The sequence below is a fragment of the Pelagibius sp. genome (assembly GCF_028289705.1).
Classification (GTDB): Bacteria; Pseudomonadota; Alphaproteobacteria; order Kiloniellales; family Kiloniellaceae; genus Pelagibius.
Map to the genome: position 1 here is coordinate 1 of NZ_JANQOI010000023.1, position 24,962 is coordinate 24,962.

Here is a 24,962-nt window from a genome sequence, read left to right on the forward strand (position 1 = left end):
GCTGCCAGACCAAGGCCAATGAGATCCCGGGCCTGATGCAGGGCGTCGAGAAAGCCGGGGCGGTGCAAGGCCAACTGGCCCGACGAGGCCTGCTGAAACTGCGAGAGGCTCGCGGCTACGCTCTGCCGGTCCCATCCCCGGGGATCGAAGCCGCCGCCGATCAGGCCGCGCCGCGCCAGGCCGTCCTGGTAAATCTCGACCAGATTGTCGAAGATCGCGCCGGTGAGCGGCTGTGCCAGGTGGTGGCCGTTGCGGCCCTGCCCGCTGGGGTCGATCCACTCACCCTCCGGGGTCAGTTCCAGGTCCTCGAGATCGGCGATCACCGCCGAATTGCTGGCGACGCGGATCTGCTCGCTGCTGGAGAGCTCGCCGATCCGGTTCAGGAAGTTCAGCACATAGAGATTGCCGCCGGTCTGGTCGATCAGATCGTCGTTGATGCTCTCGAAGTGCAGGGTCGAGATCAGCGCGATCAAATCGGACATGGACTCGTGGAAGGCGAGGAACTGCGGGGTCAGGGCATCGGCGCGGGGAAGGCCGAGTTCCGAGAACAGCAGCGTGTGGCCGACTTCGTGGGCCAAAACGTCGAAGTTCAGGGCAAAGGGCTGATAGGCGCCAGCGCGGTTGATCCGCCCGCCGGTCTCGATGAACCCGATACCGGCATGGGCATTGTCCCAATCGACCTCCGGGACCAGTTCGACCAGAAAGCCGTCGCGCGGGTCGTACCAGTCCACCATCTTGCCCAGGTAGTGCTCCCAGATATCCAGCACAAAGCGGACCGAGCCGTACATATGGGCCGAGAGGAACTGGCGGCTGTTCGTAGGGAGGTGATCGAAGTGTCCGTCCGGGCCCGGCGCGGGCGGCGGAAAGGCGGCGCCGCGAAACGGCGGCATGTCGGGAAAGCCGTAGGGCTGCTTGGGCACCAGCGGATCGACCACCCGCATGGCACCGTCGAAGGGCCCAGGACCGATGCTGCCGGGCGGGGGCGACACCAGAACGGTTTCCGGTTCGCCGAAGCCTTCCAACTCGGGCATCTGCGGGTAGAGGCGAAACCGGGTTCCCCCCGCGGTTCCGTCCCTCTTCAGGTGCCGGTCGACCAGCATCACCATCCCGTGCCCCCTTTTGCCCGACCCGTTACAGCGTTTTCTCGCCGCCCGGATCGGTGCCCTTCCCCTCGTCAGACTCTCTCGCGTAATGATACTCGCGGCCCAGTGCCTCGATAAACTCATCAAAGGTGGCAAAGCCAAGTTCATTCGAGACCGCTTGCGGATCCTCCGGCAGGCTGCCCCCAAGCCGATGTTCGAAAAACCAGTCTAGAAGCCGCCCGGATTCCGACGCCTTCGGTTTCCGTACCGCCGCGCCCTCGATCCAGGCGGCTTTGTCGGACGCACGGCGGGCCAGTGCCTCATAGCGGCCCTCGCCGCGCAGCACGTCCAGAAGAAACGCGTCCAGAAGTGGCCCCGCCGCTTCCGCGTGGCGCAGCAGCAGCGCTTCCGTGTCGACTAACCGGTCGAACCCGGCCCGGTCCAGGTCGTTGGTCTTCGCCCAAGCGCTCAGGGTTTCCCGTGACCAGAGTCCGAAGCGCCGGCGCAGCAGGTTCAGGGCATTGCGGCGCTCAACGTCGCTCGGCGCGGCCGGGTCCCCGCCGTGCAGGCAGCCATAGCGCAGCACCGCGAGCGGGCGAAGCTCCGCAAAGAGTTGTGGGTCGAGCCGCAGCTCATCCAGCACCAGGCTTTCCTCAGCGCTTATGTTGTGGAGCGGCTGCGCGTGACTGGACTCGACGAATTGCTCCCAAAGCGTGGTCCGTTCGAACACGAATTCGGGGCGCGGACCGCTTGCCGGGTCGCCGTCGCCGGCAGCCGCCAGATGCCGCAGCAGGGCGAGCGCATCCTCTCGCTTCTGTTCGACCCGTCCATCCGGAAGCCACCGCTGCAGCGCTTCGCAGGTGTCCGCGGCGACATCGAGCGCCGCCAGCACCTCCGGCAGCGCATCCCAACTCCGTTGCCGATAGGGGCGTTCTTTGAAGGCAGCAACCAATCTGCCGCACAGGGCTTCGTCGATCACACCCTCCGCGGCCGCACGGGCGAAGCTCGCGCGCAGATCGACCATCGCATCGGACAAGGCCGGGAAGCCGAGTTCCGCCGGCCCGTGGATGACCGCCACCTCGTCGTCGTCCTCGAAGACCTCGCCGCCGAAGGGCGGATAGACACCGTCCCGGTAGGCTTCGAAGATCCTGCCGATACCCTGCATGCCGTAGCGTTCCAACTCGGCGGCCCGCAAGGCTCCCATGCTGGCGGCGCCATAGACCGGAACGCCTTGATCGAGGGCCCAGAGGATCTCCTTGTGCCAGACCGAGGGGACCTCCTGGAAATAGCCGTCGACGATGGCGATGGCCTCGGGGCGCCCGCGCTGCAGCAGGCGATAGATGTCACCCTGGCGCACCGGCGGCCGGAAGTCGGCCCGAAGCAGCCGCTCCGCGTCTTGCCGCGGCAAACTGGGCCCGAGAAAAACGGCCGGCGCCGCTGTTGTCTGTTCCAGGTTCATGGTGGCGGCAGGCTCAGTCCTCGGGCCCGGGCGCGGGGACCCGGCCGGTAGTCGCTGCCGCGCCCCTGGTAGGCACCCTCGAGTCCGGCAGCGACAACGCGGGCGACGGGAATGCCGATCTCCGGCTTGCTCAGATCGACGGCGACAAGATCGCCGATCCCTTTGTCGGCGAGTAGGGCGACGACTCCCGCCAGGTCGCCGGCGATGGTGTTGCCGGCGAGGTGGGGAACATCGGCATAGCTGCGCCGCGGCGGTTCGGCGACCCAAAGCTGGGCCGTGCGGTTGCGGGCCAGCTTGGCCGCTTCGTCATAGCTTTCCGGCACGTAGTCGTCGCGCGAGCCGGCGATGCGCGTGGTCCGCGACTGCGCCGCTTCAGTGAGCGCCCGCAGCAGCGCCACCTCACGGTCGGGATGGCAGCCGGCGCCCAGCTCCGCTTCGACCGCGGTGTCGCTGCGTTCCGCGACGGCGCAGCAAAAAACCGGAACGCCGAGGTCGGAGGTGGTGTCCCACAGGCCAACGGCCAGCCCGGCATCGTGATAACGCGCCAGGAGGGCACGGGCTGCCGGGCTGTCGACGGTGCCGGCGTCCAGCTTCGAGGCCGTGCGCGCCGCATCCCCGCCGAGGCGCCAGAGGGTCAGGGCATCGCGCTCGACCAGCTCGCAGAGCGCATGGAGCTGCGCTTCCGCCTGGGAGTTGCCGGACGCCAGCCCGTTGGTGTTCGCAGGAAAGGCAAAGCTGCCGGAGGGTTGCGGCAGGGTGAAGTTGGTCGACACCAGCTCCAGCGGCACCCAGAGTCTTTTGGCTGTGGCGGTATCGCCGAGCCTCGACCCTTCGATCCAGAGGATCTGGCGGTCGGGATGAAACTCTCCCAGGGCGGAGCGGGGCAGACCGTCAATGTCGATGACGGCGTGATCCCGGCGCAGCTCGTTGAAGGAGACCAGTTTGACCGGCGCCGTGATGCGTTCGGCATGATAGCTCTCCGCCGCCTCCATGAAGGCGGAGGTCTTCGCTTCGGCGGTCGTCAGGCCCTTGCCCTGGGAAACGGCGATGGAGCGCGACAGCGGCCGGCAGGCCATGTAGACCGGGATGCCGATGGTATCGAGGCCGGTGACGTTGGCCAGCCGGGTGATGCCCATCTGGTCGGCCAGCGGCAGCACGCGCGCCAAGGTCTCTTCGGGCCGGCAACTGCGGTGGGTCCCGCCCCTATAGGCTTTCGACGATTCCGTGCCAACGGCCGTATCGGCGTCACGCTCCCACCGCCCGGCCGCCTCTTCCGGCCGGCTCATCCGCTGCTCCGGTCCCGCGGTCCCGCCAGCAGCGCCGCCGCCGCGGCATAGTCCGGCGTATCGGCCATTGAATCCAGATCGACGAGGTGAGATTCCAGCGTTCGCCGCGCGTCCTCACTGCGCCCCTGGCCGCGCAGCAGGCCGGCCAGGCTGGTCGCGGCCCGCAGCGCCAGGGCCCTGGCGCCCTGGTTGGTCGCCAGATCGAGCGCACCGTGATAGGCGGCGATCGCCGGTTCCGGATCGTTGGGCATGCGCAACCTTAGCAGATATCCGATTCGCCGGCGCAGCTCCGGCGCCCAGATCCACAGGCCGAGGGATTCGAACTTTGCCTGCGCGGCGGTGGTTTCTTCCAGCGCCTCGTCGATGCGGCCGTTGAGCGCCAGGACCTCGGCGAACATGTCGTAGTAGATCGGGAAATCTTCTTCCGTGCCGATGGCGATCTGGCGGTTGAGGCCCTCGCGGATCTCGTTCAGACCCCGCGAGGGATCGCCCAGTCTGGCATGAGCCCAACCGCAAAACACCAGGGCCTTGGCCTTGTGATCGGAGAAGCCCTGCTCCTGGGCGAAGTCGATCATCTCCTGGGCGATGCGCAAGACCTCCACCGCATCGCGCCGGTAGAGGCGGTGCATGATGGTGATGTCTTTCAGGTGCATCCAACTTCCGCCATGCCGCAGTTCCTGCATCCATTTGTAGGCGAGGCGTTCCGAGGCCAGAGCCTCTTCCGGCCTGCCCAGCAGCCAATAGACCAGACCGCGCTCGCCATGACCGCAGACCTTGGCGTCGTGGTTGCCGTAAAGGGTGGCGTGGGTGCGGTAATCGCCCTTCTCGTAGAGGTCCAAGCCTCCGTCGATGTGATCGAGACAGCCCTGAAAGTCACCACGGTTGAAGTGCGAGGCCCACTGGCAGTGGTGGGCCTGCAGCATCAGTTCGTCGTCCTTGCGCAGACGCGCCCGGTTCAGCAGCTCGTCGGCGCGCCGGCCCATTTCGTTGAAATCCCGCGAGCGCCGCCACCAGCCCCAATAGACCGGGAAGTGGTCCCGCGATTCCGGCAGGGTCCGGCAAAGCGCGTAGCCCTGGCTGTAGATCTCCTCCACCTCTTCGGACCCGGGGCCATGCAGCGAGATGAGCGCCGGGCCGAGGTGAATGAGAAGCTGCAAGCGCAGCAGTTTTGACTCGCTCGTGGCGGTCAGTTCGTCCAGCGCCTCCAGACCCCGCCGCAGATGGTGTACCGCCTCGACAATGGCGGACTGAGCGAGGCTCAGCCGCCCGGCCTGGAGCCACAGCCGTGCGGATTCTTCGTGCAGACCCGCTGCGCTGATGTGGTGGGCAAGGAGGTCCGGGCGCTCCTCTTCGATGCGGGGCCGCAGTTTGCGCAGGCCCTGGGCCGTGCTGGCGTGCAGACGCTTGCGCTCCTCGCGCAGCAGCGAGGCATAGGCGGCTTCCTGCACAAGGCCGTGTTTGAAGGCGAAGGTTTCCCTGCCCCGCTGATCGACCTCGCGGAGCACCAGTCCGGCGTCGGACAGGGTAATCAGCGCCGCATCCAGATGCTCCGGCTCGAAGCCGCCGACGGTGGAGATCAGCTCACGCGAGAAGGAGCGCCCGAGAACCGCACCGACGCGAGCGACCGTCTTTGCCGAGCCGACCCGGTCGAGGCGCTCCATCAGCGAATCCTGAAGCGAGATCGGCACGCGCGCCGTTTCGCCGTTTCGCCGTTTCTTTCTGCCGCCGGCGGAGCGTTCGAAATTGTGCTCGATGACGGACTTCGTCAGTTCCTCGACGAACAGCGGAATCCCATCGGCCTTTTCCGCGATCTCGCCGACCAGCGACTTCGACAGGGCCGTACCCTGGGCGAGGCTGCTGATCAGCGCCTGGGTGTCCTTGGCCGGCAGCCGCCCGAGCTCGAGCTGCGTCACATGCGCCAGCTTCTCCCAAGGCGCGTGAAAGCCGCTGCGGGAGGTCACCAGCACATGGGTGCGCTTGTTGGGGATGGATTGGATGACCCGGTCGAGCAGTTCGATGGAGGTCGGATCGAGCCATTGGAAGTCGTCGACGACGATCACAACAGGCTGGATCAGACTGAGGGCGGCCAGGTACTCGACGATCGCCTGCAGCGTCCTCTCGCGGTTCTGCTTGGCCTCGATCTGAGATTGCGGGCTGTCGATGGAGACCGGAGTCAGCAGGCCCGCGAAGATGTCGGTCCGTGCGTCGCGCTCGGCGGCTTCGCCCTGAACCACCGCCGCCAGCTTCTCGCGAATCACCTGCGCGCCGTCGCCGTGATCGATGCCCGCGACCAGGCGGAAGCGCTGAATGAGGGGATAGAGCGGCGAGTCCTGATTGTAGGGCGTTGCCTGATAGATCTGGACCGCCGCTTCCTGTTCGACCTCGCGCAGGAACTGATGGATCAGCCGCGACTTGCCGATGCCGGGCTCGCCGGAAATCACCAGTACCTGGCCGCGGCCCTCCTGGACCCGCTGCCACTGGGCGCGCACCAGGTCCAGCGGCTCGCTGCGGTTGGCAAAGGAGGTCAGCGACCAGCGTCCGAAATTGACGTCGCTGCGGTCGCCCCGGTGTTCGCCGAGCACCCGCCAGGTGCGCACCGGCTCGCTGATTCCGTGGAACTCCCGGCTGCCCATGTCTTCGAAGTCGAAGGCGTCCTGGGTCAGCCGATAGGTCACGTCGGCGACGACTACCTCGTTCGGCCCGGCAATCCCCTGCACCCGTGCCGCCAGGTTCGGCGCCACGCCGATGGCCGGCTGTTCCACGGCAGCGCCGCCGCCGATCATGTCGCCGACGATGACCACGCCGGAGGCGATGCCGATGCGCACCGCCAGTTTGGTGTCCGCCGGCATCTCCAGCGCGCCGATTCCCTCGGCGATGTTGAGGGCCGCGTGGAGGGCGTGGGCCGGCGCGTCCTCATGAGCCATGGGATAGCCGAAGTAGGCGAGGATGCCGTCGCCCACATAGCGCGCGATGTAACCTTCGTGGGTGCCGATGATGGAGGCGCTGAAGGTCTGGTAGCGGCGCACCACGTCCAGCAGGTCTTCGGCCTCCAGACGCTCCGAAAGCACCGTGGAGCCGACGATGTCGCAGAACATCACGGTCAGATGGCGGCGTTCCGCGGGAACCCTCTCGACCCTGTCGGCAGGATCGGTCTCGGCATCCGGTTCCGCGCTGTCGAGGGCCTGGGCGGCGCGCAGGAAACGCTTGCGCTGGCCCAGCGTGAGGCCGAGTTCCTTCAGGTCCTCTTCGCTGAGGTCCGGAACGACCTCGAGATCGATGTCGTTGTCTTCGAAGGTGTCGGCGAGGCCACCAAGGCCGATCGCCGTCAGCCAGCGCCGAATGGCCATCGCGCCCTTCCCTTTCCCCCTTGCAAGCCGACACCCCCCCCGCGCCCGGCCGCCGGTGCATAATCCGGTGGTACCACAGGGGCCTGTGACCCGTTTGTGGCATAAGCCGGCATTCGCCCCGCTGGAAGTCCGGCCCGGACCTCCGATGCCGTAACGGCGAGATTCACCGCCCCCGTAACCCGCAAGCCGCCTCCTAAGACCAAAGTCCTGTTCCCCTCGTTGTCTCTATACTATCCGGAGAGGAACAGCGTCGATGAATTTTCTCTCACATTCTCGGGTGATAGCCCACAAAAAGACCATACCTGCGGCAGGCCCGGGGCCGCCTGCCACAAGACCGCTGCATACCGACCGATGCGATTAGCGACGGAGCTTAAGTCACTTCATGGCGCAGGGCGCCGGGAACGACCCCGCCGATCTGCCGGGTGACCAGTTCGGCCGCCTGCACCACCTTGGCGCCCAGTTCCCCAAGCCGGGTCTCGGTCACCCGCACGCTGGGCCCGGAGATTGAGATGCCGGCGATTACTTCGCCATGCTCGTTGTGGATGGTGGCGGCGACACAGCGCATGCCGACGGTATGTTCCTCGTTGTCGATGCCCCAGCCGCGCTGGCGGATCTGGCGCAGTTGATCGCGCAAGGCCGCCGGTTCGACGATGGTGTTGTCGGTGAAGCGCTGCATGCCCTGACGATGCAGAAAGTCGCGCAGATCCTCCTCGCTCATCTCCGCCAGCATGGCCTTGCCGATGGCCGAGGAATGCATGGGCGCGCGGCGGCCGGCACGAAAGAAGGCGCGCATCGGCGCGTGGCTTTCGAACTGGCTGACGTAGACCAGTTCGCCTTTGTCTTCCACCGCCAGGTTGACGGTCTCCCCGACCTCCTCCATGAGCCGGCGCATCACCGGACGGCCCAGGGAGACAATCTTGCGCGCGCGCAGAAAGGCGTTGCCGACCTTGAAGGCGCCGACGCCGATCACCCAGACGCCGTATTCCTCATCGAAGTCCGCAAAGCGTCTTTGCTGCAAGGTGGTGAGCAGGCGATGGGTCGTCGAGGGCGCCAGGCCCACCGACTGCGACAGGTCGGTCAGGGTCATCCCATCCCCCTCCGCCAGGCGCTCGAGGATCGAGATGGCCCGGTCGAGGGACTGGACCTGTCCGCCCTGAGCCGCCGATCTGTTCTGCCGGCCGCCGGCCGCATCGCGGGCCCGTGATGCCGTTCTTGCCATTCGCGAACCTCCGTCCTCTCCCCAAGCGCTTGCGCCGCGTGGCCCGCAGCATAGGGGCCAGGAAACCGCGATGTAAGCCCGAATGGACCCTTCCGGGCTAGATTTTTCGATTTTTTGGGAGAGATTTCCGAATTCTACACCCTAGAACTTATCTATTATCATATTGAAATATATCACTTCATACATCGTAATTCCACAATACGGAATATCTTTCCATTTTTGTTGACTCTCCCGTAGTGGCGCGTATGATGGCTGCATTGGACAAAGCCCAAAGCGTGAGAGGGAGGGAGTCATGCCCAGGATGACCGCGGCAGAGGCCGCCGTGCGGGTGATGGAAAATGAAGGCATCACCGTCGCCTTCGGGGTTCCCGGCGCCGCCATCAATCCGCTCTACGCCGCCATGAAGCAGCGCCAGTCCATCGACCATGTGCTGGCCCGCCATGTCGAGGGCGCCTCCCACATGGCCGAGGGCTACACCCGCGCCAAGCCGAACAACATCGGCGTCTGCATCGGCACCTCCGGGCCCGCCGGCACCGACATGATCACCGGCCTCTACTCGGCTTCCGCCGATTCCATCCCCATCCTCTGCATCACCGGCCAGGCGCCCCGCGCCAAGCTGAACAAGGAGGACTTCCAGGCCGTCGACATCGAATCCATCGCCAAGCCGGTGACCAAGTGGGCGATTACCGTGCGGGAACCGGCCCTCGTCCCGCGGGCCTTCCAGCAGGCCTTTCATTACATGCGCTCCGCCCGCCCGGGGCCGGTGCTCATCGACCTGCCCCTGGACGTGCAGCTCGCCGAGATCGAGTTCGACGACGAGACCTACGAGCCCCTGCCGGTCTACAAGCCCGCCGCCTCGCGCCGCCAGGTGGAAAAGGCCCTGGAGATGCTGGCGGCCGGCGAACGCCCGCTGATCGTTGCCGGCGGCGGCATCATCAACGCCGACGCTTCCGACCTTCTGGTCGAGTTCGCGGAGATCACCGGCGTCCCCGTCATCCCCACCCTCATGGGCTGGGGCAGCATTCCCGACGATCATCCGCTGATGGCCGGCATGGTGGGGCTGCAGACCAGCCACCGCTACGGCAACGCCAGCTTCCTGCGCTCCGACTTCGTGCTCGGCATCGGCAACCGCTGGGCCAACCGCCATACCGGTTCCATCGAGGTCTACACCAAGGGGCGCACCTTCGTGCATGTGGACATCGAGCCGACCCAGATCGGCCGGGTCTTCATGCCGGACTATGGCATCGTCTCCGACGCCAAGGCGGCCCTCGAGCTCTTCGTCGAGGTGGCGCGCGAATGGAAGGCCGCCGGCCGGCTGCCAGACCGCAAGGACTGGGCCGAGGAGTGCGAGCACCGCAAGAAGCACATGCTGCGCAAGACCCACTTCGATGCCGTGCCGCTGAAGCCGCAGCGCGTCTATCAGGAGATGAACGAGGTCTTCGGGCGCGATACCTGTTACGTCACCACCATCGGTCTGTCACAGATCGCCGCCGCCCAGTTCCTGCACGTCTACAGTCCGCGCAACTGGATCAACTGCGGCCAGGCCGGCCCCCTGGGCTGGACCCTGCCCGCGGCCCTGGGCGTGCGCAAGGCCCGCCCGGAGCAGGAGATCGTCGCCATCTCCGGCGACTACGACTTCCAGTTCATGATCGAGGAGCTGGCCGTCGGCGCCCAGTTCAAGCTGCCCTACATCCACGTGGTGGTGAACAACTCCTACCTCGGCCTCATCCGCCAGTCCCAGCGCGGCTTCGACATGGACTACAACGTCCAGCTCTCCTTCCAGAACGTGAACGCCCCGGACCTCGGCGACTACGGCGTCGACCACGTGGCGGTGGCCGAAGGCCTGGGCTGCAAGGCGATCCGGGTGAAAAGCCCCAACGAGTTCAAGGAGGCCTTCGACCGCGCCCACGAGTTGATGGCCGAGCACCAGGTGCCGGTGGTCGTCGAGTTCATCCTGGAGCGGGTGACCAACGTCTCCATGGGCACCGAGCTCGACGCCGTGAACGAGTTCGAGGAGATTCTCTGCCTCGACCCCTCCCTCGGCACCGACGGCGTGCCGACGCCCGAAAAGGTGGGGATCGACGAACTCGCCAAGGATCCGGCGGAGCTGGAACCGGCAGAGTGATAGAAATCAAGTAGCGGGGGGCCGCAGCATCGCGTCGGGACTGGTCGTCACTCATCCGAATGGCGGCCGTCCGGCGCGATGGCATCCCCGTCACTGCAACGAGATTTGACTCAAGGGTAGCCGGGCCGCGTAAGCTGCGCCCAAAGTTCAGGAGGACCCCCAGCGATGCCCAAGTTTGCCGCCAACCTCTCCATGCTCTATGGCGAGCATGACTTCCTCGACCGCTTCGCCGCCGCCGCCAAGGACGGCTTTGCCGGCGTCGAATATCTCTTCCCCTATGCCTTCGAGAAGGACGCCCTGGCCGAGGCGCTGCAGGCCAATGGCCTGACCCAGGTGCTGCACAACATGCCGGCGGGCGACTGGGACGCCGGCGAGCGGGGCATGGCCTGCCTGCCGGACCGGGTGGGCGAGTTCCAGGAGAGCGTCGGCACGGCCATCGACTACGCCAAGGCCCTCGGCTGCACGCAACTGCACGCCATGGCGGGCCTGCGCCCCGAAGGCGTCGATCCCGGCAAACTCGACGAGACCTATGTCGAGAACCTGCGCTTCGCCGCGGCGAAAACCAAGGAGGCGGGCATCACCCTGCTGATCGAGGCGATCAACACCATCGACATCCCGGGCTTCTACCTCTCCACCTCGGCCCAGGCCCTCGACGTAATCGAGCGCGTCGGCTCCGACAACCTCTTCTTCCAGTACGACATCTATCACATGCAGATCATGGAGGGCGATCTGGTCCGCACCATCGAGAAGAACCTGCTGCGAATCGCCCACATGCAGCTTGCCGACAACCCCGGCCGCCACGAGCCCGGCAGCGGGGAGATCAACTATCCCTTCGTCTTCGAGGCCGTCGACCGCCTTGGCTACGAGGGCTGGATCGGCTGTGAGTACAAACCCAAGGCCGGCACCTCCGAGGGCCTCGGCTGGCTGAAGCCCTATCTCGCCGCCAGCGCCGCGGCCGAGTAGGCTGCGCCCCAAGGACCCGCCGCAAAATGATGCTTTGTCCGGCAAAGGTTTCCTACCTTCGGGCTTCCCGAACCGTCATTGCCGGACTTGTTCCGGCAATCCATGGAGGTCCGGGACTCGGTCCTTCCATGGACCCTCGGGACAAGCCCGAGGGTGACGGCCTGAGGAGGGGCAACGTTGGCAAGGCGTTGACATCAAATCATTCATTTCGAATCAGACTCTAAGGCCCCGCGACAGAATCAAGAGAACAAGGAACGCAAAGACATGGCAAAGATCGGATTCATCGGCCTCGGCATCATGGGCGCGCCCATGGCCGGCCATCTCCTCGACGGCGGGCACGAGCTTTTCAGCACCGTCAACCGCACGCCGGCGCCGGACGACCTGCTGGGCAAGGGCCTGACGGTGCTCGACTCCGCCAGGGCGGTGGCCGAGGCGGCGGAGATCGTCATCACCATGGTGCCGGACACGCCCCAGGTGGCGGCGGTGCTGTTCGGCGAGAGCGGCGTCGCCGCCGGGCTCAGCGCCGGCAAGCTGGTGATCGACATGAGCTCGATCTCCCCCATCGAGACCAAGGACTTCGCCGAGAAGATCGCGGCGCTCGGCTGCGACTATCTCGACGCGCCGGTCTCCGGCGGCGAGGTCGGCGCCAAGGCGGCCTCCCTCACCATCATGGTGGGCGGCAGCGAGGCGGCCTTCGCCAAGGCGACGCCGATCTTCGAGCTGATGGGCAAGAACATCACCCTGGTGGGGCCCTCGGGCGCCGGCCAGATCACCAAGGTCGCCAACCAGATCGTCGTGGCGCTGACCATCGAAGCCGTGGGCGAGGCCCTGGTCTTCGCCTCCAAGGCCGGCGCCGACCCGGCCAAGGTGCGCCAGGCCCTGATGGGCGGCCTCGCCACCTCGCGCATCCTGGAGATCCACGGCGAGCGCATGATCAAGCGTACCTTCGACCCCGGCTTCCGCATCGAGCTGCACCAGAAGGACCTGAACCTCGCCCTGCAGGGCGCCAAGGCCCTCGGCGTCGCCCTGCCCAACACCGCCACCGCGCAGGAGCTCTTCAACACCTGCAAAGCCAACGGCGGCGCCGCCTGGGACCACTCTGCCATGGTGAAGGCGCTGGAACTGATGGCCGCCCACCCGGTCGCCGAAGAAGGCGCAGCCTCCGCTGCCGCAGAATAGGCTCCCGCGCAAAACAACGCGAAGGCCCGCCGGTTAGTTCCGGCGGGCCTCTTTCGTTTCAACCGACTTTTGTTTCCAACTGATCGCGTCCCACAAGCACTAGAGCAGATCCTGGCTCGATGGAATCGCGGGAGCGATCCATCGAGCCTGGTGAATCTGCTCTAATTCTCGAGTGTAGAGCGGATTCACATGTTTAGACGCAAACACCAAAGTGTTTCCGTCTAAACATGATCCGCTCTAGGTTCTCAAATCGGAATGTCACCGGTTTGCCTCGAACCGTCACAACTGGAATCTTCTCATCTCACCGCTATTTCAGACCTCTTAGAACTCGAACTCAGAACCACAAAACCAATTTAGCGATCTAGATCTTCGTCTTTGACAAGGTTACCTGTCCTTCTATCGACAGACTGAACTTCGTCTCGAGATGTGTGATTCGCTGAACTTAGGATTCTGTGGTACAGTATTAATTCAAGGGATATATCGTCGGGGAATTTGGAGGCGCACTGCAGAAGACGGGGGCCCTAATGCCGCGCCATTATCATTGTTGGGCAGCATCGTTGCTGCTGATCCTTGGAGTTTGCGCTTCTCTTTCGGCCCAGGCCACACCCATCACGAATGCCTTTCCTTTTGCCATCCGTGACAATGAAACATCAAACACGGTAGGCACCGGGGTTGGGGAGACCTTCAGTATAGGCGTTTCAGGTGTCGTGCCGGATGGGACCCAGGGGACGACTGCTTCCGCCACAAACGATGCGACCGGCACCTTCGAGAACCTGCGGAACCTGGCTGGCGGCGGAAGGCCGGGGTTGTTCGGTGTAGAGTATTCCTATGCCACCGCCCAGTCGAGCAATCTCCTTGGTCCGTGGACGATTGTCCTCCAAAACGGCGCCGACCAGCTTGTCCTGAGCACTCCTGATCGCAACGGGGTGCCAAAAATGGAGCTCGTCAGGAATCTTGCGGTATCCGGGCCACCGGCCTCACCGACTGTGACCTGGAATCTGCCCACGACGGGGCCCACAGTGTCGCAAGTTCGCTATGAACTGTGGAACGACGACACCAACCAGATCTTAAGCGGCCAGTCGCCCATAAATCTGGGATCCAGTGCAGCAAGCGTTCAACTTGCCGGCCTCTCGCCAAACGTCAACTACGCCATCCGCATTATCGTTCAGCAAAGCGACACTTCCGGATTCACCTCCACTCGTTCTTCCAACTGGATCAGTTGGAACGCAAGCGGTGGGGCACCTCTTGGCAATGTTGTCCAACTGGTAGCCGGATCGCCTGCGATCTTGAGTCAGACCGTGGACCTCCCCAATGATCCCTTCAATATCGTCTTCGACTACAGGTTTACGACGACCACCGGTGCGCTTTCCGTACTGATCGACGGCAGTCCGGTCGGTCGCCTCCTGGAAGCGCCAGTCAGTATCTCTTCCGAATTCCTGCGCGCATACTTTGAGATCGACGACTCCTCCCTTTTGGGCATGGACGACCTGCTTCTTACCTTCCAGATCGACGGACCGGCGGGTTCCTCGGTGCTGCTCGACAACATCATCTTTCCCGGTCTTCTCGACGGCGATTTTGCAAACCTGAACAACTGGACAGCGGGAGGCGCAGGCTCAGTTAGGCTGACGCGTGTTGCCGAGCCGGCAACCGTTTTCCTAATGGTATCGGCCTTGTGTTGCCTTGTCGTTGTCAGGCTCCGAAGCCGCTTGGGGACGGACCTGTTGTCCGATTCGAGCTGCACCAGAAGGACCTGAACCTCTCCCTGCAGGGCGCCAAGGCCTTGGGCGTCGCCAGAACGGGCTGCGTCGGCGGCAGCGGAATAGCGCAGCGCACCAAACGAAGCGAAGGCCCGTCGGTTGGCTCCGGCGGGGCCTTTGATTTTCGGACGGCTGAGCCGGGCGAGCGTCGGGCCGGATCAGCCGTCGCCAGGATCGGCGCTTCGTTGCTGCTGCGCCAGCCAGTCACGCGGGCCGCAGCCGAACTGCCGCTGAAAGACACGGGCCAAAGCGGTGGCGCTCCTGTAACCGACCAGCGGAGCCACAGTCTTCAAGGAGGTGCCCTGCAGCAGGGCCTGTTTGGCAAGGGCCAGGCGCAGGGTGGCGAGATAGTCGCCGGGCGAGGTACCAACCCGCTGCTTGAAGGCGGCAGCGAAGTTGGAACGCGACATGCCCGCGATCGCCGCCAATTGTTCGATATTCAGATCCTCCGCCGGGCGATCGTGCATCGCAACGAGAGCCCGGGCGAGCTTGGCATCCCCCAGGCCCGCCAGCAGTCCGCCCTCCGTCAGACCCTCCGCGATGCAATGGCGCAGCAACATGACGAGCAACAGTTCGGCAATCAGATCGACGGCTGCGTCATGGCCGAAGGCGGGCGTGAAGGCTTCATCGAACAGACGCTCGACCACCGGGCCCAGACCGATTGGCGCATCGAGCGGGATGACCAGCAGGTCGGGCAAGCCGAGCAGCAGAAGCTCGGCTTCAGGGCCGGTGAAGGTCAGGCGCGCGCAGACCAGTTCGGCCCCCGGCAGTTCCCTGGCTTCCAGCCGGTGATCCTGAGCGCGGGGGAAGAAGATGAGGCTCGGCCGGTCGATCTGCCTGGCGCCGCCGCCCAGGGTCTGCAGGCAGAGCGATCCACGCCGCAGCAGATGCAGATGCATCTGGGCGTCCTTGGCGCTGTGGTCCGAGCCCCCGCAGAGCGATCCGGAAAAGAAGACGCTGGCGCTGAAGCTTCGACGGTTCAGCAGCGGAAAGACGGCCGTCTCTTCGGACGAACTGCGTGCTTTTTCGGACAAATGATCACACCTGATGACTTAAATCTTCCGTGACGGACGGAATTTGGCGCCCTGGCGCCTGTCCCGGCCCATCGGTCAATGAACCCAGCGGAAGGAAATTGCAATGTCCATTGTCACCAAAGCACTTCGCAATGCTCTGCTGTCGGCAGGTCTGGCTCTGGCCGTCGTGCCGGCCACGGCAGGGCTCGCCACGGCGGAGACCGAGGTCAACATCGTGGAAGGCTACGCCGTGCATGGCTATGACGTCGTGGCTTACTTCACCCAGGGAAAGCCGGTGGTCGGTAACGATCGCTTTACCGCGCAATACGAGGGCGCCACCTATCGCTTTGCCTCTGCAGAGCACCGCGACACCTTTGCCGCCGACCCGGCGCTCTACGCCCCGCAGTACGGCGGATACTGCGCCTTCGGCACGGCCATGGGCCGCAAGTTCGATGGCGACCCCAATGCCTGGGCTGTTGTCGACGGCAAGCTCTATCTGAACCTGAACAAGAACATTCAGGCGCGCTGGAAAGAGGATGTGCCCGGTTTCATCCGCGGTGCGGAGAACAACTGGCCGCTGATCCGCAGCGTCGCCGACGCAAGCCTTGAAGCCTCTGCGCCTGCCGGCGTGACCATCGGCGCCCAGTAACCTGCCCAGTAGCCTGCCCAGTAGCCTCCCGGGCATCGGTCAGGAGCGATGTCATGCGGTCCCGCCCAAGGACCGCATGACATACGCTTCGCGCCGTTCAGCACAGTTGCAGCTTTCTTGGCCTTCCTTTGCGGTAGCCGAAGACGATGCCACCTCAGCGGTGATGGCGTAGAACCTCAGTCAAAGAACACTATTGGCTCGCCAATCGGGGTCGGCCGGTGTTTGTTTGATCCGGTGGCACTCCTTCCTGCTTTTGACACTCTGGTAGTCAGTGCGGAAACAAGCTTGTCTGAACTCAGCTGAGAAACGGCCGACAGGATCAATTGCTCTTCTACATTGTCGAGCCACCCACAAACAACTGGTCAGTGATCTTAAATCAAAGTAGACAACTTGCCTCCTGCAAAGGTAAAGTAGAAGATACAGTATCTCATACTCGACGGCCTTACAGAATTGGGCTTCAAGGTTGACGCGTGAGAACCTTGGAAGATGAGTGCTCGAGAAGAATACATATCTTTTTGGGATAAATCTCTCACCATTCAGCATAAGATTCCTGATTCCGATAATCATGCAATAATACCTGTCTGAATACAGAACCGCCTCGTTTGCAAATCGAATAACAAAGTACACAGATGCTGATCGGCTGCACGCACACGCTTCTTTCTGTTCAGATAGCCTTGAGCGTCATGCTGTTGGCTTCCTGTACGCCACCGCTATTGAAGAATACAACTGATAAGGTACCGCAAGCTCTACTGCCAGCGGTCTATCTTCCGGCAAAAGATGGTCGGGCAAGATTTCGCGAGATTTACTGCGCCATTCGCGAGGACCACGGAAGAGACCTTCCCGAGGATCGGCCTTGCGAGGAGGCTCTTGCGGATCTAGGAGATGAACCTCCTTCCTCGAAAAACTCGGTCTTTCTGGGGCAGTCGCGCTCCAGCTTCCGTACAGTGGTCGTACCCGGCATCTTCGGAGAGTGCGTGATTGAAGAGGCACCTCCCTTCGAGCACGCTCGGGATCACATCGAGAGCCTTGGCTTCACGACAGGTATCATCGATGTCAAAGGTCGATTTGGCTCACAACACAACGCCAAAGTCATCGCTGATTACGTTCGCGATTCGAAAAAGCCTAATCGCCAGAAGATCTTGTTAATCGCATATTCCAAGGGTTTGCCTGATGTCCTCACGGCCCTTTCCCGGTTTCCCGATATCAGGCCCTACATATCAGGCGTCGTCAGTGTTGCCGGTGTCGTCAGCGGCACACCGCTGGCCGATGGTTTCCAGAACACTCTGCTCGGTACCGCTGCCGAACGATTGCCCCTAGCAGCCTGCGAACCCGGAGACAAAGAGGCGATAAAGGACTTGAGCCGAGGTCGGCGCATGGCTTGGTTGGCACAACACAGAGACCTTCTTCTGATAGATCTTCCGAAAGCCGATATTCACCTCTACTCATTGGTGAATTACCCGAAGCCCTCACAGATCTCGGCGGTCTTGAAGCCATTTCACGCAGTATTGTCACAAGTGGATCCCAGAAATGATAGCCAAACAATCTTCTCTGACGCGGTTATTCCGGGGAGTACAATTCTGGGCTACGTTCGTGCCGATCACTGGGCCGTCATACTTCCCTTCTCCAGAAATACGCCAACAGTCGCCAAGACCTTGGTAACGCGGAACGAGTTCCCCCGTGAAGTCCTCTTGGAGGCAATTGTCCGCTATGTTGAAGAGGACCTATCCAAGAAGAACTAGCCGAAACTAGGTCAGGGGCGAGTCCGATCGGCGAGAATTAACTGACAAACCGTGAGCTTTGGCGAGCAGGTCATCTGCCTTCATCGCGGGCGACAGACTTACTCCAGGCTGAGGTGGGCGCCACCCTTGCACTGGCCCTTTCGAAGCTCCTGCTGGCTGACCTGACCTCCCCCTGATCAATGTCTGACTCTGTCGATCACCTACTGGCCAACGGCTTCTGCTTCGGAACCGGATAGCGATTTGTCGCGCTCATCGCATCTCCCCCCTACTTCCTCAGCTCCTCGATCTCCGCCATCGTGCGGCCGGGGCGGTGGCGGTAGGCGGGCATGGACCAGTTGTAGGTGATGGCGAGGCCGCGCACGGCGAAGGTAACGAGCACGCCGGCCACAGCCGCGACTAACCCCGGCTGGCCCAGTTCGGCCAGCACGACGTAGCTGCAGGCGCCGAGCCCGGACGCCGTCACGTATATTTCGCGCCTGAGGATCACCGAGGGCTCGTTGCCAACGAGGTCGCGCACGATGCCGCCGACGGTGCCGGTGATCACGCCCATGGCCACCGCGACCAGCACGCCGGTGCCGCTGTCGAGGCCCTTGGCGGTGCCGGCCACGGTCACCAGGGCGAGGCCCAGGGCGTCGAACCACAGCAGCACCCGGTAGCGGGATTCCACCAGGTGCGCGGTGAAGTGCACCGCCACCGCCGTCACCAGACAGGCGATGACGTGGTGCGGCGCGACCATCCAGAACACCGGCACGTCTAGCAGCAAGTCACGGACGGTGCCGCCGACGCCGGTCAGCACCGCCAGCCACATGAAGCCGACGATATCGAGGCGCTTGCGCGAGGCCACCAGCGCGCCGGAGACGGCGAAGACGATCACCGCCAGCATGTCGATGGTCAGCACCAGTTGCGGCGGCGCTTCGATCTCAAGCATGTCAAACCTGCCTTCCCCGACTCTGCGTAGATGCCATCCCGCAGCGGCAGAGCGAGTGCATATGGCGGCCAGATGCTTCGAGACGGCCGCTGCGCGGCCTCCTCAGCATGAGGGAGTATCCCGGTGGTGGGATTTCCTCATGTTGAGGAGGCCTGAAAGGCCGTCTCGAAACACGAGGAAATCTCTCTCCGCCCACATGCGAGTGCCCTGCCACTACAGGAGGGCGGGTTCCATGCTAGAGACGTTGAGGTTCGGAAGAAACCGGCCCGCTCCCCTTTCTGGACCTTTGCGCCGCGGTATCCCATAAGGGGGCCATGGACTGGACAGGCATTCTCCTCGGCGCCCTCGGGCTTGCCCTCGGCGGCGTGCTCAAGGGCGCGACGGGCGCCGGCGCGCCGATTCTCGCCGTGCCGCTGCTGGCCATGCTCTACGACGTGCCGCTGGCGGTGGCGATCTTCACCCTGCCGAGCCTGATGGCGAACACCTGGCAGGGCTGGCGCTTCCGCAGGCACCAACTCACCCCCGGCCTGACCTGGGGCTTTGCCCTGGCCGGCGCCGCGGGGGCGGGCGTCGGCTCCGCCATGCTGGTGGGGCTGCCCTCGGATGCCCTGCTGCTGGGCGTGGCCGGGACCGTCTTCCTCTACATCGGTTTCCGGCTGGCGCGGCCCGACTGGGCGCTCGGACTCGGCCTAGCAACGCGTTTGGCGGCACCGGCCGGCTTTGCCGGCGGCATCCTGCAGGGCGCGGTCGGCGTCTCGGCGCCGGTCTCCATCACCTTTCTCAACGCGGTGCAGATGGAGCGCGCCGCCTTCATCGCGACGATCTCGGTCTTTTTCGCCGCGATGTCGATGGTGCAGATCCCGCTGCTGGCGGCCTGGGGCGTGCTGACGCCGACCCGCGCCCTGCTCAGCGCCGCGGCGATCCTGCCCCTGGTCGCCGCCATGCCGCTGGGCAACTACCTCGCCCGCTTCATCGCCAAGGAAACCTTCGACCGCCTGATCCTGGTCCTCCTGGCGCTGATCGCCCTCAGGCTGGTGCTGAGCGTCACTCTCTGACGCGGGTCACGGCAGTCCGGGTTAAGGTCAGAATCGAGGAAAGCAGGCTGCCATCGAGTGCGTGGCTCACCCCCCACCCAACCTCCCCCCGTCAAGGGGGGAGGAGATTTTCTCAGCCGCCTCAATAGCTTCCCCCTCCCCCTTTCGACGGGGGAGGGATGGGGTGGGGGTGACACCCTCTCCGCAAAGAGCCGTCCGCCAAACAGAGAAAAGAAATTCCGGGCAGCCGTGGACACGGGCGGAGGGCGGACCCGTCCACTTATCCCTCCACCCCCATGCGCTGGTGCAGGAAGATGGTGCTGACCAGCACCATGAGCTGTCCGTCGATGGCGAGCAGTTCGTCCGGGGTCCGCGTCGGCAGGGAGTCGGCCAGACGGCGGAGGTTCTCGGTTTTCAGGAAGGGAACCGCGGCGGCGGCTTCGCTGCACAGGGTGTCGCGCACCAGCTCGATCAGCCGGCCGCCGGAGGTGAGCGCCAGGGGTGGGCTGAGGAAGGGATGCTTCTGGCGGCGATAGACGGCCTCGGTGACGAGGTCGCGGGTGGCCTCGCGCAGGATGTACTTTTCGGTCACGCCGCGGATCTTCAGGTCTAGAGGGGTGCGCTGGAGAAACTCTCCCACTGCGTGGTCGAGAAAGGGTAGCCGCCCCTCGATGGAATGGGCCATCTCCATGCGGTCGCCGAGGGTGGCGAGGATGTAGTTCGGCAGCATTGTCTTGGCCCAGAGATAAAGGGCCTGATCGACCGGATGGCGCCCCTGCAGCCGGCCCTCGATATCCAGATTCCCGAGCAGGAAGGCTGCCGGGTCGCGGCCGACGAAGGCCTCCAGGTAGTCGGGCGGGCAGACCCCGCGCATATAGGTCAGCCGGGTGAAGTGGGGCCACAGCCAGGTGGGGATGAAGCCAAGCCGCCGCTGCATCAGGGACGAGCCCCTAGCGCCCGGCCCGGGGAACATCAGGCCCATGGAAACCGCGTTGGTCTCGCCGAGTTCCGTCAGCAGGCGCAGCGTCTCCTCCCGGCCCCGTTCCGCACTCTGATGCAGCAGGTTGTCCACCCGGAGGTGCGGGTAGCCCGCCAGGACCTCGTCGGCGCCCTCACCGGTCAGCACCACCTTGAAGCCGGCATCCCGCACCGCCCGGCTCAGCAGGTACTTGGCGATGCCGTGGGCGTTGGCGCAGACCCCTTCGGAATAGAAGACCGCATCGGAGAAGTTGTCGGCGAGATCGTCCTGCCGCAGGGCGATGGGCGTGAACGCCGCCCCCGCCAGAGCCGCCATCTCGCGGGCGATGCCGCGCTCGTCGTAGTCCTCGTGCTCGAACCCGATGGTGTAGGTCTGGATCGGATCGCTGCGGTGCCGCGCCGCCAGGCCGAGGATGGCGCAGGAATCGAGCCCGCCGCTGAGGTAGCAGGCGACCGGCACGTCGGCGCGCAGGCGCAGGCGCACCGCCTCCTCCAGCACCGCCCGGAAGCCGCGCACCAGATCCGCCTCCGACCTGTAGGGAAGCTCTTCTTCCTCCCGCGGATAGTCCACATCCCAGTACTGGACCAGTTCCAGGCCGTCCCTCTCGGCCAGCAGATAGTGGCCCGGCGGCACCGCGAAGACGTTCTCAAACGGCGTGCGCTGCGGTCCGCGCAGCGCCTGGCCGAGATAGACGCTCTGCGCATCCCAGCGTGCCGGCACGCCTGCGGCGAAGAGGGCCTTCATTTCCGAAGCCACGTAGAGGCAGCCGCCGTGCAGGCTATAGTACAGCGGCTTGATGCCGTAGCGGTCGCGGGCGGCGATCAGCCTGTCCCGCGTCTCGTCCCAGATCACGAAGGCGAACTCGCCGCGCAGATGCTGCAGGCAGCCGAGGCCGAGATCCTCGTAGAGGTGCAGGGCGATCTCGCTGTCCGACTGGGTGCGGAAGCGGTGGCCGCCGCGCAGCAGATCTCGCCGGATGCGCTCGTAGTCGTAGAACTCGCCGTTGACCACGATGCGGATGCGCGCGTCTTCGTTGGCGATGGGCTGGGCGCCGGTTTCCAGATCGATGATGCTGAGACGGGCGTGGCCCAGACCGATGCCGCCCTGCGTCGCCAGCCAGCACTGCCGGCCGTCGGGCCCGCGGTGGTGAAGGCGCGCCACGGCACGGTCCAGCGCTTCCGCCGAGACCGGTCCATCCCGCGACAACATGGCGACGACCCCACACATAGGGGGCCCTCTTAGCGCAAAAGCCTTAAGCTTGTCGAAACTGCTGTGGGGGCGGTCGGCGCGGCGCTACGGCGCCGGGTCCCTGAAACGGTCCCTGGGAATCTCCGCCAGGGCAGTGATCTCCACCATCAGCTCGGGATCGTAGAGCCGCACCACCTGGATGGTGGTGGTAACGGGAAAGGGCTCGGCGAAGAAGGCGCGGCGGACCTCCCCCGCCGCCATGAAGCGCTCCATGTCAGTCACGTAGTGGGTCAGCGAGAGGATATCCTCCATGCGCCCGCCGACATGGCCAAGCACCGCCTGAATGTTCTCCAGGGTGCGGCGGACCTGCGCCTGCATGTCGCCGCGGCCGACGATCTGGCCTGCCGCGTCCAGGGAGACCTGGCCTTTTAAGTGGACCACCTGTCCCTCGCCCTGGACGACACCCATGGAGAAGGCGCCGAAGGGCGCCCAGACATCCGGGGGATTGAAGCTCTTGATGGCCATGATTCCGGTCCTTCCGGCAATGGTGACGAACTCTAGGGTTCGCTCAGTTCTTGAAGGTCTCTGCCGCGGAGTAGATGCGCACCGCCGTGGTCAGCCAGCACAGCCCGCCGAAGATCCAGGCGAACCAGGCGAAAAGATCGGGAAAGAGGCAGATCGCCACGAACAGTCCGATGGTCTCGCTGCCCTCGGTCAGGCCGCCGAGATAGTAGATCGACTTCTTGCCGCGGGCCGCGGTGGTGACGCCGCGCTTGGCGGCCAGGGTCGCAAAGGCGAGGAAACTGGCCCCGGTGCCGATGAAGGAGAAGATCAGAAAGGCCGCCGCCAGAGCCTCTTCCGGGCGGCCGACCGCAAAGAAAAAGACCACTCCCGAATAGAACAGGAAGTCGAGGACGATATCGAGGTAACCGCCGAGATCGGTGACGCCGGCATGGCGCGCCACCGCCCCGTCCAAGCCGTCGGCCAGACGGTTCAGCAGGATCAGCGCCAGAGCCCACCAGTAGTTGTGCAGCGCCAGCATGGCCCAGGCACAGATGCCCACCGCAAAGCCCGCCAGGGTGATCGCGTTGGCGGTCACCCCCAGCCGCGCAAGCCAGCGGCCGATTCGGTCGAGCGGTGGGTCGATCACGGTCCTGAGGCGCGCATCCAGCATACATTCCCATAGCCTGTTGCGTCCCCGGACGCCAGCACCCCGGCGGATTCACCGGAATCCCGGTACCCTGGGCCAAACAAGCAGGGTCCCCGCCCCCCAATCCGCCGTGGACAATGGCTTGATTAGCGCAAACAATGGTCCCAATTCAGGGCAGCGGGGAATCGAGTCCGCAAAGACTGGCCACCTCACCGGGGCAGGAAGCACGTTCGGGCCAGGAGGTCCCTTTATGTCAGATAAACTGCCGATGGCCGTGATCGGAACAGGGCACTTCGGCACCTATCACGCGCAAAAGATTGCCGCCTCCAAGGCCGCAACGCTGGTCGCCGTCGCCGACATCGACTCTGCGCGCGCCGCCGCGGTCGGCGAGGATCTTGGCGTGCCTGCGGTTTCGGATTACCGCGAGTTGTTCGGCAAGGTGGAGGCCGTGACCATTGCCGTGCCCACCCATGCCCACTTCGAGGTGGCCAAGGACTGCTTGAACGCGGGCATCCATGTGCTGGTCGAAAAGCCGATCACCGACCGCCTGGCCACCGCCGATGCCCTGATTGCCCTGGCCCGCGCCCAGAACCGTATCCTACAGGTCGGCCACCTCGTGCGCTTTTCCGGCGTCGCCGAATCGCTGCGCCGCCATGCCGGCCGGCCGCTCTATATCGATTCCGTGCGCATCACCCCCTTCAGCGGCCGCAGCACCGACGTGAACGTGGTGCTCGACCTGATGATCCACGACATCGATCTGGTGCTGTCGCTGGTGGATTCCCCGATCACCTCCATCGACGCGGCGGGGGCGCCGGTGTTCACCGACCACGAGGACATCTGCTCGGCCCGGGTCAAGTTCGCCAACGGCTGCATTGCCACCATCACCGCCAGCCGCATCAGCTTCAAGACCGAGCGGCGCATGCGGATCTTCCAGCCGAGCAGCTATCTGAGTGTGAACTTCGACGCCCAGACCCTGATCATCGCCCGCAAGGCCAACGGCGAAGCCCAGGGTACCGCCGTCGACATCGTCGAAGAGAGTTTCGAGGAGGTCGACGCCCTGAAGCGCGAGATCGATAGTTTCATCGACTGCGTACGCGAAGGCAGGCGGCCGATCGTCGGCGGAGAGGAGGGTCGGCAAGCCCTGAAAGCGGCGCTCATCGCCACCCGCGAGTTGAAGGCCCACGCCCGTTTCGTCATGGAAGCCAACAGCGATCCGGCGCTCAGCCGCCAGGCCGGCGGATAGGCTCACGGCGGATGGCAACGAGTCCCGATCCGGTAGGGATGCCGCCGGTTCCCCTGGTCGACGTACAAAGGCAGATGGCCGCGCTGGGCGAGGCGATCCACGCGCGCATGAACGCCGTCCTGGCGCGGGGCGACTTCATCCTCGGCCGGGAGGTGACGGAGCTGGAAGCGCGGCTCGCCGACTACACCGGCGTTGCGCATGCGATCACCGTGGCCAACGGCACCGAAGCCCTGGTGATCCCCCTGATGGCCCTCGGTGTGGGCCCGGGTGACGCGGTCTTCGTGCCGGCCTTCACCTTCGCGGCGACGGCCGGTGCTGTCGCCCTCTGCGGCGCCACGCCGGTCTTCGTCGACATCGACGATGACAGCCTGAACATGGACCCGGCCCAACTGCAGGCGCAGATCGCAGCGGTGCGGCAGGCCGGGCGCTTACGGCCCCGGGCGGTGATCCCGGTCGACCTCTTCGGCCGGCCCGCCGACTACCCGGCGATCCGCAAGCTGGCGCAAGCGGAGGAGATACTGCTGATCGCCGATGCGGCCCAGAGCTTCGGGGCGGTTCAAGCCGGCCCCGAAGGTGCGCGGCGGGCCGGCAGCCTGGCCCCGGTGACAACCACCAGCTTCTA

General features: G+C 64.7%; 19 protein-coding genes. 9 read left to right on the top strand and 10 right to left on the bottom strand.

All coding sequences use genetic code 11. The features are described from left to right. The 5 genes from Q0996_RS02965 to bhcR form a co-directional block, all read right to left on the bottom strand. Positions 1 to 1,106 (bottom strand): hypothetical protein (locus Q0996_RS02965; RefSeq protein ID WP_299615828.1); only part of this gene is annotated, 1,106 nt, incomplete at its 3' end. 25 nt (positions 1,107 to 1,131) lie between these two features. Continuing rightward, on the bottom strand, positions 1,132 to 2,541 hold the full coding sequence (locus Q0996_RS02970; RefSeq protein ID WP_299615830.1) for a TfuA-like protein: 1,410 nt from the start codon (positions 2,539 to 2,541) through the stop codon (positions 1,132 to 1,134). Next, entirely contained in the window at positions 2,538 to 3,827 is a 1,290-nt protein-coding gene (locus Q0996_RS02975; protein WP_299615832.1) for a YcaO-like family protein, read from the bottom strand. The genes Q0996_RS02970 and Q0996_RS02975 overlap by 4 nt, the downstream gene beginning before the upstream one ends. Then, positions 3,824 to 7,174 (bottom strand): AAA family ATPase, encoded by a 3,351-nt coding sequence (locus Q0996_RS02980; RefSeq protein WP_299615834.1) that lies wholly within the window; start codon positions 7,172 to 7,174, stop codon positions 3,824 to 3,826. Before Q0996_RS02980 ends, Q0996_RS02975 begins: the two co-directional genes overlap by 4 nt. A 370-nt stretch (positions 7,175 to 7,544) precedes the next feature. Further along, complete coding sequence (bhcR, locus tag Q0996_RS02985) at positions 7,545 to 8,393, bottom strand: HTH-type transcriptional regulator BhcR (protein WP_299615836.1); 849 nt, start codon at positions 8,391 to 8,393, stop codon at positions 7,545 to 7,547. A 292-nt stretch (positions 8,394 to 8,685) separates the two neighbouring features. Here bhcR and gcl point away from each other — a divergent pair, with 292 nt between their 5' ends. The 4 genes from gcl to Q0996_RS03005 all read left to right on the top strand — a co-directional run bounded on the left by gcl (position 8,686) and on the right by Q0996_RS03005 (position 14,414). Further along, complete coding sequence (gene gcl, locus Q0996_RS02990) at positions 8,686 to 10,518, top strand: glyoxylate carboligase (protein WP_299615838.1); 1,833 nt, start codon at positions 8,686 to 8,688, stop codon at positions 10,516 to 10,518. A gap of 165 nt (positions 10,519 to 10,683) precedes the next feature. Then, entirely contained in the window at positions 10,684 to 11,481 is a 798-nt protein-coding gene (otnI, locus tag Q0996_RS02995; RefSeq protein ID WP_299615840.1) for a 2-oxo-tetronate isomerase, read from the top strand. Positions 11,482 to 11,745: 264 nt separating this feature from the next. Next, on the top strand, positions 11,746 to 12,660 hold the full coding sequence (locus Q0996_RS03000; RefSeq protein ID WP_299615842.1) for a 2-hydroxy-3-oxopropionate reductase: 915 nt from the start codon (positions 11,746 to 11,748) through the stop codon (positions 12,658 to 12,660). Positions 12,661 to 13,217: 557 nt separating this feature from the next. Further along, a complete protein-coding gene (locus Q0996_RS03005; RefSeq protein WP_299615844.1) occupies positions 13,218 to 14,414 on the top strand; it encodes a hypothetical protein in 1,197 nt (398 codons plus the stop codon). A 161-nt stretch (positions 14,415 to 14,575) separates the two neighbouring features. Here the strand turns inward: Q0996_RS03005 and Q0996_RS03010 are convergent, their stop codons facing one another. After that, complete coding sequence (locus Q0996_RS03010; RefSeq protein ID WP_299615846.1) at positions 14,576 to 15,451, bottom strand: AraC family transcriptional regulator; 876 nt, start codon at positions 15,449 to 15,451, stop codon at positions 14,576 to 14,578. Between the two features lie 103 nt (positions 15,452 to 15,554). Between Q0996_RS03010 and Q0996_RS03015 the strand changes: the two genes are divergently transcribed. Together Q0996_RS03015 and Q0996_RS03020 are read left to right on the top strand one after the other, a co-directional pair. Further along, the gene (locus Q0996_RS03015; RefSeq protein ID WP_299615848.1) at positions 15,555 to 16,079 is read left to right on the top strand and encodes a YHS domain-containing (seleno)protein; all 525 of its coding nucleotides are present in this window, start codon (positions 15,555 to 15,557) and stop codon (positions 16,077 to 16,079) included. Between the two features lie 629 nt (positions 16,080 to 16,708). After that, complete coding sequence (locus Q0996_RS03020; protein WP_299615850.1) at positions 16,709 to 17,818, top strand: hypothetical protein; 1,110 nt, start codon at positions 16,709 to 16,711, stop codon at positions 17,816 to 17,818. A 265-nt stretch (positions 17,819 to 18,083) separates the two neighbouring features. On the opposite strand, the gene Q0996_RS03025 is transcribed toward Q0996_RS03020, so the two are convergent. Continuing rightward, positions 18,084 to 18,746, bottom strand: a complete 663-nt coding sequence (locus Q0996_RS03025; RefSeq protein ID WP_299615852.1) for a trimeric intracellular cation channel family protein — start codon at positions 18,744 to 18,746, stop codon at positions 18,084 to 18,086. 314 nt (positions 18,747 to 19,060) lie between these two features. On the opposite strand from Q0996_RS03025, the gene Q0996_RS03030 reads away from it, so the two are divergent. Continuing rightward, entirely contained in the window at positions 19,061 to 19,801 is a 741-nt protein-coding gene (locus Q0996_RS03030; protein ID WP_299615854.1) for a sulfite exporter TauE/SafE family protein, read from the top strand. Between the two features lie 259 nt (positions 19,802 to 20,060). On the opposite strand, the gene asnB is transcribed toward Q0996_RS03030, so the two are convergent. From asnB to Q0996_RS03045, 3 genes are all read right to left on the bottom strand, one after another. Next, entirely contained in the window at positions 20,061 to 21,986 is a 1,926-nt protein-coding gene (asnB, locus tag Q0996_RS03035; RefSeq protein WP_299615856.1) for an asparagine synthase (glutamine-hydrolyzing), read from the bottom strand. 66 nt (positions 21,987 to 22,052) lie between these two features. Beyond that, positions 22,053 to 22,472: a RidA family protein gene (locus Q0996_RS03040; protein ID WP_299615858.1), complete on the bottom strand. Its 420-nt coding sequence runs from the start codon at positions 22,470 to 22,472 to the stop codon at positions 22,053 to 22,055. Positions 22,473 to 22,515: 43 nt separating this feature from the next. Further along, on the bottom strand, positions 22,516 to 23,121 hold the full coding sequence (locus Q0996_RS03045) for a CDP-alcohol phosphatidyltransferase family protein (protein WP_299615860.1): 606 nt from the start codon (positions 23,119 to 23,121) through the stop codon (positions 22,516 to 22,518). Positions 23,122 to 23,347: 226 nt separating this feature from the next. Here Q0996_RS03045 and Q0996_RS03050 point away from each other — a divergent pair, with 226 nt between their 5' ends. Further along, positions 23,348 to 24,340 (top strand): Gfo/Idh/MocA family protein, encoded by a 993-nt coding sequence (locus Q0996_RS03050; protein ID WP_299615862.1) that lies wholly within the window; start codon positions 23,348 to 23,350, stop codon positions 24,338 to 24,340. Positions 24,341 to 24,351: 11 nt separating this feature from the next. After that, positions 24,352 to 24,962, top strand: a 611-nt coding sequence (locus tag Q0996_RS03055; protein WP_299615864.1) for a DegT/DnrJ/EryC1/StrS aminotransferase family protein, incomplete at its 3' end; no start/stop codon positions are given.

What these genes read in the sequence shown, in the direction of transcription:
- Q0996_RS02970 (WP_299615830.1), bottom strand. Translation starts at nt 2,541, where the DNA reads ATGAACCTGGAACAGACAACAGCGGCGCCGGCCGTTTTTCTCGGGCCC.
- Q0996_RS02975 (WP_299615832.1), bottom strand. Translation starts at nt 3,827, where the DNA reads ATGAGCCGGCCGGAAGAGGCGGCCGGGCGGTGGGAGCGTGACGCCGAT.
- Q0996_RS02980 (WP_299615834.1), bottom strand. Translation starts at nt 7,174, where the DNA reads ATGGCCATTCGGCGCTGGCTGACGGCGATCGGCCTTGGTGGCCTCGCC.
- bhcR (WP_299615836.1), bottom strand. Translation starts at nt 8,393, where the DNA reads ATGGCAAGAACGGCATCACGGGCCCGCGATGCGGCCGGCGGCCGGCAG.
- gcl (WP_299615838.1), top strand. Translation starts at nt 8,686, where the DNA reads ATGCCCAGGATGACCGCGGCAGAGGCCGCCGTGCGGGTGATGGAAAAT.
- otnI (WP_299615840.1), top strand. Translation starts at nt 10,684, where the DNA reads ATGCCCAAGTTTGCCGCCAACCTCTCCATGCTCTATGGCGAGCATGAC.
- Q0996_RS03000 (WP_299615842.1), top strand. Translation starts at nt 11,746, where the DNA reads ATGGCAAAGATCGGATTCATCGGCCTCGGCATCATGGGCGCGCCCATG.
- Q0996_RS03015 (WP_299615848.1), top strand. Translation starts at nt 15,555, where the DNA reads ATGTCCATTGTCACCAAAGCACTTCGCAATGCTCTGCTGTCGGCAGGT.
- Q0996_RS03020 (WP_299615850.1), top strand. Translation starts at nt 16,709, where the DNA reads ATGCTGATCGGCTGCACGCACACGCTTCTTTCTGTTCAGATAGCCTTG.
- Q0996_RS03025 (WP_299615852.1), bottom strand. Translation starts at nt 18,746, where the DNA reads ATGCTTGAGATCGAAGCGCCGCCGCAACTGGTGCTGACCATCGACATG.
- Q0996_RS03030 (WP_299615854.1), top strand. Translation starts at nt 19,061, where the DNA reads ATGGACTGGACAGGCATTCTCCTCGGCGCCCTCGGGCTTGCCCTCGGC.
- asnB (WP_299615856.1), bottom strand. Translation starts at nt 21,986, where the DNA reads ATGTGTGGGGTCGTCGCCATGTTGTCGCGGGATGGACCGGTCTCGGCG.
- Q0996_RS03040 (WP_299615858.1), bottom strand. Translation starts at nt 22,472, where the DNA reads ATGGCCATCAAGAGCTTCAATCCCCCGGATGTCTGGGCGCCCTTCGGC.
- Q0996_RS03045 (WP_299615860.1), bottom strand. Translation starts at nt 23,121, where the DNA reads ATGCTGGATGCGCGCCTCAGGACCGTGATCGACCCACCGCTCGACCGA.
- Q0996_RS03050 (WP_299615862.1), top strand. Translation starts at nt 23,348, where the DNA reads ATGTCAGATAAACTGCCGATGGCCGTGATCGGAACAGGGCACTTCGGC.